Source organism: Kitasatospora sp. NEAU-CNBT7 (assembly GCF_057220535.1).
Map to the genome: position 1 here is coordinate 18,293 of NZ_JBXQQB010000050.1, position 10,864 is coordinate 29,156.

Consider the following 10,864-nt stretch of genomic DNA (forward strand, 5'->3'; position numbering starts at 1 on the left):
TGCCCTCTACCAAGGGGGGAGAGGTGTGTTCTCCCCCTTTCTCTTTGGTTCCCCCCCACCTCCGCGTACGGGCCAGGACGGGCTATGAGGCCCGACGACGGCGGACCCGCCAGATCACCCCGGCCCCCGCGGCGAGGGCAACGGCCGCCAGCCCCGCGATGACCGCGATGCCGGCCGCACCGGTCATGGCCAGGAGACCGCCGTCGCTGCCGGTGCTCTTCTCCTCCTCGCCTGCGAACTCGGCCTCCTGCGCAGGCGCCTCGGCGGACGCCGAGACGAGGACACTGGCGCAGTTGCGCTCGCAGGGCTCGGCGAGCGGGGTCTGCGAGGCGAGATAGTTGACGCGGTTGGTGATGTCACCCTCGGCGTCGACACCGGCAGTGATCTTGAAGGTCCGGCTCTCGCCCGAAGGAATCGATCCGGACTTCCAGACCCCGGTGTTCGGGTCGTAACTGCCGTCCGAGGTGTCCGATCGGTGCGTCAGCCCGAAGGGCAGCCTGTCCTCCAGGCTCACCTCGGTCGCGGTGGACGGCCCGTTGTTGACGGCGGTCACCGTGTAGGTGACCTCCTTGCCCACCTGCGGCGCGGTGTTGTCGACCTGCAGCGTCGCCTTGACGTCGGCGATCTGCCCGACGGGCGTGGTGACGGCGGCGACCGCGGTCGGCTTCCCGTCGACCGGCTTGGTGACGTTGCGCGTGACCTCGGCAGTGTTCGTGATCTCCGGCCGGTCGGCGGGGACCCTACCGGCGATGCTCAAAGTCGCGCCCTCGCCCACCGGGACGGTACCGAGGTCCCACAGACCGTCCTCCCGGGAGAAGGTGCCCCGGTCGGACTTCGCCTCGACGATCACGAAACCCTCCGGCAGACGCTCGGTGACCTGGACCTGCTGAGCGTCCGACGGGCCCGGGTTTCGCACCTCGACGGTGTACGTCAGCTCCCCGCCGGCCGTCGCCCGCTCGGCGTCGGCCTTCACCGCCACCGAGAGCGCGGCGGCGGGCTCCGCATCCACCGAAGAGGTGGCGCACTGAACGTCGCACGGCTTCACCAACGGAGTCCGGGAGGAGAGAGCGTCGAGCTGGAACACAAGGCTGCCATCACGCTGGATGACTCCGGTGACCTGGACGGTGCGGGACTGCCCGGCGGGCAGCGCCCCGACCTTCCACAGACCGTCCTTCTTGTCCCACGAACCGTTCGCGGTGTCGGAGCGGTGCGTCAGCCCGTCCGGCAGCGTGCCCGTCACCTTGACGTCCTCCGCGGTGGAGGGCCCCTTGTTGGTGGCGGTCAGGGTGTAGACGACCTCCTGGCCGACCAGCGCGTCCTCCCGGTCCGCGGACACCGCGACCTCGACGTCCGCGATCTGCGTCACCGGGGTGCGCACGCTGAAGCTGCGCTCGCCCCCGGCGTGCTGCGTCGTCGTCCGCGTGATCTCGACCGTGCCCACGATCTCGGGGACGTCGCCCGGCACGGTGCCGGTGACGGTCAGCCGCTGGCTCTCGCCCACCACCGAGGTGCCGACATCCCAGACCCCGGTGCCCTTGTCGTACGAGCCCGACTCCGTCTCGGCCGCCGTCACCGCGAACCCGGCGGGCAGACGGTTGGTCACCTGGACCTGCTGGGCGTCCGACGGGCCCGCGTTGTGGAGGTCGACGGTGTAGGTGAGCGTGTCACCGGCCTTGGGCCGGGCGGCATCCGCGGACACCACCACCGACAGGTCGGCACTGGCCAGGGCACTGGTATTCAGCGTGACGCCGTTGTTCGCAGGGTTCGGGTCGGCGGTTCGTGCCGCGGCGTTCGCCGTCAGGGTCAGACCCTGCCCGTCCTTGAGACCGGACGGAAGGGTACCCTCGACGGCCAGGACGGTGCTCTGGTCCTTGGCCAGCTTCGGCAGGGCACAGACGATCTCGTCGCCGGCGGTCCGGCAGGCTGAGTCGTTGCCGTCCAGCGTCGCGCCCACACCGGTCAGCGCCTTGGGCACCGCCGTGGTCACGGTGACCTCGTCGGCTGCCTCCGGCCCGTTGTTGCGCACGTTCACGACGAATCGGGCCTTGCCGCCGGCCTTCACCTGGCCTTCCACCGAACCGGTCACCGTCAGGTCCGCCAGCGACTGACCGGCCGCCAGGGGAGCGCTGGCGCACTCCCAGTCGCACGGATTCAGCAACGCGGTGTCGGAGTTGAGACGGTTGACCCGGGCGGTCAGCAGGCCCTCCTGCTCCACCAGCCCGGTGATCTGGATGCTGCGACTCTCCCCGGCCGGGAGGGCACCGACCTTCCACACCCCGTCACCGGCCTTGTACGCACCGGACGAGGTGTCAGAGCGGTGCGCCAGGCCGGGCGGCAGGACGGCTTCCAGGGTCACGTTCGCCGCGGTGGAGGGCCCCTTGTTCGAGGCGGTCACGGTATAGACGACCTCCTGGCCCACACGCGGCGAGGCGTTGTCGACGCTCAGGGAGGCCTGCACGTCCGCGACCTGGGTCACCGGCGTACGCAGGGTGGCGGTGCGCCGGCCGTCCTGGTGAGGAGTGGCGGAGTGGGTGACCTCCGCGTCGTGCACGAGTTCCGGCATCTCGGCCGGGACGGTCCCGGTGACCGTGAGGACGGCCTTCTCGCCCACCGGGACGGTACCGAGGTCCCACAGGCCGCTGCCCTGGTCGAAGGAGCCCTTGGCGGTCTCCGCCTTGGTGACGGTGAAGCCCTGCGGGAGCCGGTCGGTGACCTGGACCTCGCCGGCGTCGGACGGCCCGGCGTTGTGCAGCTCGACGGTGTAGCTCAGGGTGTCCCCGGCCCGCGGGCGGTCCTTGTCCGCCCGCACGTCCACCGACAGGTCCGCCCTGGCGGCGGGCTTCGTGCTCGCGGTGGCGGTGTTGTTCCCGGTGTTCGGGTCGGCCGTTCGCGCGCTCGCGCTCGCCGACGCCGACACCTCCTGCTCCACCGGATGCCCGGCCGGGATCGTCCCCTCCACGGTCACGGTCGCCTTGGCATCCTTGTCCAGACCGGATGCGGTGCAGGTGGCCTTCTTCTTCTCGATCCGGCAGGCCGACTCGTCACCGTCGAGCGCCGCCACCGCACCGGTCAGTGCATCCGGCACATCGGCTTCCACAGTGACCTCCCGCGCCGCCGAGGGACCACGGTTGTCCACCACGGCGGAGAACTTGGCCTTCTCCCCGGCACGCGGCTGCGCCGGAACGAACGCCGCCGACACCGCAAGGTCGGCGGACGCCAGGTTCGTGACCACGTCGTTCGCGGTGACCTCGCGGGTGTGGATGAACGACGTTTTGTAGGAGACGTTCGCCCGGTGGGTGAAAGCGGTGCCGAGGGGGGCGTCGGGCGCCGCACTCAGCCGGTAGGACAGCGTGACCTTCCCCGCCGAGTCGACGCGTCCGCCCGTGGAACCGTTCGCCCCGTTGCCCAGGTTCACCCTGAGGGTGCCGTCCTTCACCGACGCGACGGAGCTCCCGGTGGACTCGTCCACCGCCCGGCCGTCGATCGACAGCGAACCCGGCACGAACGACATCCGGTCGGGGATCTTCACCGAGTAGACCGAGGCATCCAGCGGACCGCCGGAGGCGTTGTTCTCCAGCGTCGTCGTGTATGTGACGTCCTCGCCCGGGTTGACGGTCGAAGTGCTCGCCGTGGTCGCCGCCTTCGGCTTGGGGATGGTGCTGAAGGCCACCGAGTCGACGTAGCTGTTCGGGAGATGCAGCGTGCCCCCGGTAAGGGAGGTGATGGAGATGGTGCATGAGCTGGCCGCCGCGTACGGTGTGTACTCGCCCTCCCACGTACGCCAATTCCCGTCGCCACCCTTGATCTCATGGGTGGTGGACCCGGTCGGACGTTGGAGCTCACCCTTCGCGGCGCCGTTCATCGCGATCCGCACCTCGACCCCGGATACCAGATCCCCCGACGCGTAATCCTTGGTCGACCCCCGGTGCGCCAGGCTCCACGACATCGGCTCGCCGGCCTTGCAGGCGACCGTCTGGGAAATCGTCTCGGGACCGCTGCTGAGCTGCCGGAGGACAGCCGACTGGTTGCCCGTGTGGGAAGTCGAGTTGGTCAGCTCCACCTGGTCGGCACGGTCCGGAACATTACCCTTCCATCCCGGGATCGTGGCCCAGAAGTAGTCGGAGGAGGGAACACGGGGATCCTCGAAGCTCCCGTTCGCCAAGGACGTCGGCAGTTGGCTCTGGCCGGGCTGTGCCCGTGCCCCGGGGGCGTCGATCAGCATGAGGGACATCCCGAGGACCACCGAGATGGCTGAGGACAGGGGGCGCATTCGGTTCTGTGCCCCAGGTAAGTGAGCGGTCATGTGTTCTCCTGTCACGGGCCGGCCCCCAGCTGCCCGCGAGACAGGGACGGCTCGCACGGATTCGGGTGCCCACAAAGATTGTTGAGGTCAAGTCTCCCGTCGCATCCCAGACGCAGGAAGGCACGAACGGGAGACTCATCGGGCAACCGTGCGACACCGCTGCGGTGCGGGGGCCTGCCCGGGACGGCGCGCTGGGCTCCGCTAGGACAGCGAAAGGGTTCGTCCAAGACGAGCGGGCAAAACTGGCCAGCAGCCGTCGGGACGCCCCCGTCCGCCCAGCGGCAGATCCCCGTTCCTCTCCCCGGAAGAAACCCACGTGCCCCGCCGCCGCACTCCCACCGGGCAGGACCTCATGCTCACGTGCGCCGTGCTGCTGATGGTCTGCTTCATGACCGCGACCGTGATCGCGGTCCTGCGCGACACCCGTCCGACCACCGGGAGCACGGGAAGCGACGCCCGGTGTGCCGCCCAGGCCCCGGCCAGCAGCTCCTACGGCGAGAACCCCCCGAGCAAGGTGACCTGTCCATGAGCAGAACCGACCGCACCCGCCGGCCCGCGCGAGAACGCCGGGCACGAGGAACGAGCCGCCCGGGCCGCCTGCTGCTCCTCGTCCTGGCGGTCACCGTCGCACTGGTCTCGGCCATGTTCGCCACCGGTCACAGCCGCCCGCGCCTGGGCATCGACCTCGCGGGCGGGACGAGCATCACCCTGACCGCTGATTCCCGGGACCAGGCCGCGGTCACACCGTCGGCCATGGAGACCGCGGCCTCGATCATCCACCGGCGGGTCAACGGCCTCGGCATCTCCGAGGCAGAGGTGCAGATCCAGGGCCGCAACACCATCATCGTCAACATTCCCCACGGCGACGGCCAGCAGGCCGCCGCCGACCAGGTCGGCACCACGGCCAAGCTCTCCTTCCGGCCGGTGCTCGCCCTCGCCCCCACAGGCACCGGCGCCCCGTCGTCCGCGGCCGCCACGGGCACGGTGCCGCAGAAACTGGCCGGGCAGTTCACCGCACTGGACTGCTCCACCCCCGGCCAGCGCGGCAACCACCTGCCGACCGACCCCGCAGAGGACGCCCTGGCCTGCTCCTACAACGAGGAACAGGGCACCTGGTACAAGTTCGCCCTCGGCCCCGCGGCGGTACAGGGCACCGACGTCGACAAGGCCGCCGCCGGTCTCGACACCCAGAACGGCGGCGGCTGGCAGGTCCAGCTGGGCTTCAACGCGGCCGGTGCCAAAGCATTCGCCGACACCACCGGGAAACTCTCCGCCCGGTCCGCTCCCGAGAACCAGTTCGCGATCGTGCTGGATGGCCAGGTCGTCTCCCACCCCTCGGTCCGGGAGTCGATTCTCGGTGGCAGCGCCGTCATCTCCGGAGGATTCACCCAGAGCGAGGCCGAGAGCCTGGCCAATGTGCTGAGCTTCGGGGCCCTGCCGCTGGACTTCGTCAAGAGCGACGTCACGACCGTCTCCCCGCAGCTCGGTGCCGACCAGCTCAAGGCAGGCCTGGCCGCCGGAGCAGTCGGCATCCTGCTGGTCGTCCTCTACTCGCTGCTCTACTACCGGGGCCTGGGCCTGGTGTCGATCGCCGGACTGCTGGTCTCCGCCGCCATGACCTACGCGAGCATGTGTCTGCTGGGCGCAGGCATCGGCTTCGCACTCAACCTTCCGGCGGTCTGCGGTGCCATCGTCGCCATCGGGATCACCGTCGACTCGTTCATCGTGTACTTCGAACGCATCCGCGACGAGATCCGCGAAGGGGTGTCGCTGCGCAGCGCCGTCCACCGGGCCTGGCCCCGCGCCAGGCGCACCGTCCTGGTGTCGGACTTCGTCTCGTTCCTGTGTGCGGCCGTGCTCTACACGGTGTCGATCGGCAAGGTGCAGGGCTTCGCCTTCACCCTCGGCCTGACCACCGCCCTGGACGTCGTGGTGATCTTCCTGTTCACCAAGCCGCTGGTCACCCTACTGGCCAGGACCAGGTTCTTCGCCGGCGGTCACCCCTGGTCCGGCCTCGACCCGAAGCGGCTGGGCGCCCGCCCCCCGCTGCGCGGACGCCGCTGTACCCGACCGGCCGAGGAGGCCTGAACGATGTCCCCACGCACCCTGGCCCAGCGGCTGCACCGGGGCGAGGTCAGCTTCGACTTCGTCGGCCGTGGCAGGCTCTGGGCCTGCCTCTCGGCCGTGATCATCCTGGTCGCCGGCATCGGACTGGCCACCGGTCTGCACCTGGGCATCGAGTTCAAGGGCGGATCGCTCTACACCGTGACCAAACCGGGACTGACCGTCTCCCAGGCCCAGGACAGCGCACGTACGATTACCGGCGGCACCACCCCCCTGGTCCAGTCCACGGACAAGGGAGAGATCCGCATCCAGGTCAGCTCGGACACCGAGACCACCCCCGAGACCTTCAAACGGGAACTCGCCAAGGATCTCGGCATACCCGCCGACGAGATCAACACCCAGAGCGTCGGACCGAGCTGGGGCAAGGAGATCTCCCACAAGGCGCTGCTGGGACTGGCGATCTTCATGGTCCTGGTCACCGCCTACCTCGCCATCGCCTTCGAGTGGCGGATGGCACTGGCGGCTCTGGTCGCCCTGGTCCACGACCTCCTGATCACCGTCGGCGTGTACGCCCTGGTCGGCTTCGAGGTCACCCCGGGCACCGTGATCGGGTTCCTGACCATCCTCGGCTACTCGCTCTACGACACCGTGATCGTCTTCGACACGGTCAAGGAGAACACCCGCAAGATCACCTCCCAGGACAGCCGGACCTACCGCGAAGCCGCCAACGCAGGCCTCAACCAGACACTCGTGCGTTCGATCAACACCACCGCCGTGGCCCTGATGCCCGTTGCGGCGCTGCTGTTCATCGGCGGCGGCATGCTCGGCGCAGGCACCTTGAACGACATCGCCCTCGCCCTGTTCGTCGGCCTGATCGCCGGCGCCTACTCCTCGATCTGTGTCGCGACACCGCTCCTGGCCGCCCTCAAGGAACGGCAACCCGCAATGCGGGCCCTGGCCGCCCGGGTCGCAGTGGCGCGCCGCGGCGAACCGGCAGGGACGGCATCCGCCGAGGTGTAGCCCCGCCGGGGCCACCGGGTCCACCGCCGCACACCGGGCCGTTCACCCGGACGATGGACCGGCCGGGGGACATCCGGGCACCGCAGGGCGCCGGACAGTGGAGGACGAGACACATCGTGCCGTGCCGCCGTCGATGCCGGGGCCGATGCCACCTCGACGTACCGGCCGGCCCTCCGGGACTGCCCCCATGAGAGAGGGAACCCCTCGTGATCCCCATGTCCCTGCACGCCATTGCCACCGCCACGGACGGCAGACTGCACCTCGTCATGGACCGCCAGGAACTGGTACTCGACCCGCCGGTGGCAGATGTGCGGCTGGTGACCCCGGGGTGCATGTTCGCGGAACTCCCCGGCGCAGCCGACGACCACCACGATCACGCCACCGCCGCGCTGGCGGCCGGCGCCGTCGCGGTGCTCACCGAACAGCCCGGCCAGCACCCCGCGATCGTGGTGGAGGACGTGCCCCGGGCACTGCGGGCGCTGGCCCGCAACCTCCTGGCGCGCGCCGAGTCACCGACCGTTATCGGCCTGACCGGGGGCATCGACGAAACCGTGACGAAGGATCTGCTCTCTCAGGTGCTCCCCGACGTGGCCCCGGTGCCGCGCCTGCCGGTCGAGGACCGCTTGGCGCCGTCCCTGGGGGCGCTCAACGTCGACCAGGACAGCAGGTTCGTCCTGCTGCAGGCCGACACAGCGGCCACCGATCCCACCGGAATCGAACACCCGGAATGGCTCACCCCGCCGGCCCTTGCCCTCGTCACCGCAGTCACGGGCGGCGACAGCCGCTTCACCAGTGCGCAGGAGACGGGAGAACTCGTCGCGAGCCTGCCGGCCGACGGGCTGGTGATCGTCAACGCCGACGACCCCCAGGCCATGGCCACCGCGTTCCGCAGCCGCGCGCGGATCATGACCTTCGGACACGGCAACGCACAGGTCCGCATCAGCGCCCCGCGCACGGACCGCCTTGCCCGGCCCTCCTTCATCCTCACCTACCGCGAACGCCAGGTCCGGGTGAAGCTGAACCTGCACGGGCTGCACAACATCCCGAGCGCGGCCGCCGTCGCCACAGCGGCCCTGGCCATGGGCGCCGACCTCGACAACATCGCACAGGCCCTGGGCAGCGCACGGCCGCTGACCCCGGACCTCATGGAGGTCTACGACTGCGCGCACGGCGTGACCGTCGTCAACGACACCTTCGAGGCCTCACCCCACTCCGCTGCGGCGGCACTGACCACCCTCGGTAGGATCGCCCGCCGCGCCCAGCGCTCGGTCGCGGTGATCGCAGAGATACCGGGCCTGGGGGAGGACGCCGTCTACCACCACGCCCGGCTGGGACGACTCGCGGCCCAGGCAGGGGTGACCCATCTGGTGGCCATCGGCGGCGCCGACGCCGCGCTCGTCCACGCTGCCGCCACCAGCCACGGCGTCAACGCCACCATCGTCGCGGACAGTGATGCGGCGCTGGAGTTCCTCCAGCCCTTCGTCCGCGCCGGCGACGCAGTCCTCTTCAAGGGGCCGCACACCGCACACCTTGCCGCTGTCGCGCACTGCATCGCCGAACTCCACGGCCCGCCGCGCCGGCCGCGGTTTTCCGCCGACCCCGTCTGCGCGGACCTCGCCGTCGCGGCCTGAGCTTGACTCTGTCGGGGATCTTGGAGTTCCTCGGTGCGGTAGCGTGATCGACGGGCATGCTCGGGTAGTTCCGCCGACCGATGCAGCTGTCGAGGTGCCCGTTGTCCCTGCGCCCCCGTTCCGGTGAGCAAGTCCCTTCTTTGACCGCGCAGATCGCGCGGGCGAGCAACCCGGGCGGTACGACGGCGATCTGGGTACGCGACCGCCTCGATGGGCTGTGGCGCGACGAGGACTTCGCCGACTGGTACCCCCGCGATGGGCGGCCGGGGCTCTCGCCTGCTGAACTGGCCACCGTCTGTGTCCTGCAGTTCCTGCTCGGCCTGTCGGACCGGCAGGCTGCCGAGACGGTCCGCTGCCGCATCGACTTCAAGTACGCCCTGGCGCTGGAGCTGGACGATCCCGGGTTCCACCACAGTGTGCTGGCCGACTTTCGTGACCGTCTCGCCGAAGGCGACCGTGCGGATCGCCTCCTCGATCTCGCGCTGGCCCGTCTCACGGAGGCCGGACTGGTGCGCGAGCGCACCACGCAGCGCACCGACTCCACCCACGTCCTGGCCGCGGTGCGCGACCTGACCCGCCTGGAGCTGGTCACCGAGGCGGTCCGTGCCGCACTCGAAGAAGTCGCCGGCACCTCCCCTCACCTGCTGGACGAACTGGTCGATGAGGAGTGGGGGCACCGCTACGGCCGGCCGGTCCGCCTGGGCAAGAACCCCACCAAGCCCACGACCAGGATCATCGCCACCGGCAACGACGCCGTCCGGCTCCTGGAACACCTCCACCGGCACGGAGCAGGCCGCACCCCCCGCCCTCGCGCCCAGGCCCTGCGCCAGATCATGGTGCAGAACTACCACCGTGACCAGGCAGGCCGACTGCGCCGGCGCACCGCCGAGAAGGAAGGCGGACCCGGGCTGCCACCCTCGTCCCGGGCGGTCGTCTCTCCCTACGACACCTCAGCCCGCCATGCGAGGCACGGGCACATCATCAGCTGGAAGGGTTTCGCCGCCCATCTGACGGAGACCTGCGCTCCCAACAGCCCCAACGTGATCACGGACGTGGCCACCACGCCGGCCACCACCCACGACAGTCAGGTCCTGCCCGGCATCCACACCCGCCTGGCCCGCCGCGGCCTGCTGCCCGCCGAGCACCTGGTCGACGCCGGCTACACCTCCCTGCCCCACCTGGAACAAGCCGCGCGTGAACACCAGGTCACCCTCTCCGGGCCGCTGCGGAGCAACCCCACCCGCCAGCACCGCCGAGGCGAGGGCTCCGCTCGGGACGACTTCCACATCGACTACGACCATCAGCAGGTCACGTGTCCCCAGGGGCAGGTCAGCGCGGGCCGGCACGGCCCCTATCCGACCTCCTCACCCACCGCGGCCCCACTGATCGTGGCCAGGTTCACCAAGAGCCAGTGCCGCCCCTGCCCGGCCCGCACCCAGTGCACCTCCACCGCCGACAGCGCCCGCACCGTGGGCTTTCCCCCGCGAGAACTCCGTGACCTGCAACTCCGCGTCCGTACCGAGCAACAGACACCCGAATGGAAAGCACGCTACGCGGTCCGCTCCGGAGTGGAAGGCACGGTCAACGAGTTCGCCCACGGCCACGGCATGCGACGCTGCCGCTACCGAGGACAAGGGAAAGCCCACATCCAGCACGTCCTGACAGCCATCGCCGTCAACATCGAGCGCCTCAGCGGACCGCCACCGGCCGAAGAAGCGCCCACGTCCCGGCAACCGACTGCCTTCCAGCACTACCTCGACCAGCGCGAAATACCCCGGTCCAAATCCTGGCGAACCCTGGGAACCTGACTGGCATCTCCAAGATCCCCGACAGAGTCAAGGTAAGA

6 protein-coding genes are annotated in these 10,864 nt (G+C 70.0%); 5 read left to right on the forward strand and 1 reads right to left on the reverse strand.

Annotated elements, in window-relative coordinates; genetic code table 11:
• Positions 1-82: 82 nt before the first annotated feature.
• On the reverse strand, positions 83-3,862 hold the full coding sequence (locus tag AC2TEW_RS35640) for a CARDB domain-containing protein (protein ID WP_484627401.1): 3,780 nt from the start codon (positions 3,860-3,862) through the stop codon (positions 83-85).
• Between the two features lie 793 nt (positions 3,863-4,655).
• Here AC2TEW_RS35640 and AC2TEW_RS35645 point away from each other — a divergent pair.
• The 5 genes from AC2TEW_RS35645 (at position 4,656) to AC2TEW_RS35665 (ending at position 10,826) form a co-directional block, all read left to right on the forward strand.
• On the forward strand, positions 4,656-4,832 hold the full coding sequence (locus AC2TEW_RS35645) for a hypothetical protein (protein WP_484627402.1): 177 nt from the start codon (positions 4,656-4,658) through the stop codon (positions 4,830-4,832).
• Positions 4,829-6,391: a protein translocase subunit SecD gene (gene secD, locus AC2TEW_RS35650; RefSeq protein ID WP_484627403.1), complete on the forward strand. Its 1,563-nt coding sequence runs from the start codon at positions 4,829-4,831 to the stop codon at positions 6,389-6,391. Before AC2TEW_RS35645 ends, secD begins: the two co-directional genes overlap by 4 nt.
• Before the next feature lie 3 nt (positions 6,392-6,394).
• The gene (gene secF / locus AC2TEW_RS35655; RefSeq protein WP_484627404.1) at positions 6,395-7,387 is read left to right on the forward strand and encodes a protein translocase subunit SecF; all 993 of its coding nucleotides are present in this window, start codon (positions 6,395-6,397) and stop codon (positions 7,385-7,387) included.
• 215 nt (positions 7,388-7,602) lie between these two features.
• Positions 7,603-9,018: a glutamate ligase domain-containing protein gene (locus AC2TEW_RS35660; protein ID WP_484627408.1), complete on the forward strand. Its 1,416-nt coding sequence runs from the start codon at positions 7,603-7,605 to the stop codon at positions 9,016-9,018.
• A gap of 140 nt (positions 9,019-9,158) precedes the next feature.
• Positions 9,159-10,826 (forward strand): IS1182 family transposase, encoded by a 1,668-nt coding sequence (locus tag AC2TEW_RS35665; RefSeq protein ID WP_484627405.1) that lies wholly within the window; start codon positions 9,159-9,161, stop codon positions 10,824-10,826.
• Positions 10,827-10,864: the final 38 nt, after the last annotated feature.

What these genes read in the sequence shown, in the direction of transcription:
- AC2TEW_RS35660 (WP_484627408.1), top strand. Translation starts at nt 7,603, where the DNA reads ATGTCCCTGCACGCCATTGCCACCGCCACGGACGGCAGACTGCACCTC.
- secF (WP_484627404.1), top strand. Translation starts at nt 6,395, where the DNA reads ATGTCCCCACGCACCCTGGCCCAGCGGCTGCACCGGGGCGAGGTCAGC.
- AC2TEW_RS35640 (WP_484627401.1), bottom strand. Translation starts at nt 3,862, where the DNA reads ATGAACGGCGCCGCGAAGGGTGAGCTCCAACGTCCGACCGGGTCCACC.
- AC2TEW_RS35645 (WP_484627402.1), top strand. Translation starts at nt 4,656, where the DNA reads ATGCTCACGTGCGCCGTGCTGCTGATGGTCTGCTTCATGACCGCGACC.
- secD (WP_484627403.1), top strand. Translation starts at nt 4,829, where the DNA reads ATGAGCAGAACCGACCGCACCCGCCGGCCCGCGCGAGAACGCCGGGCA.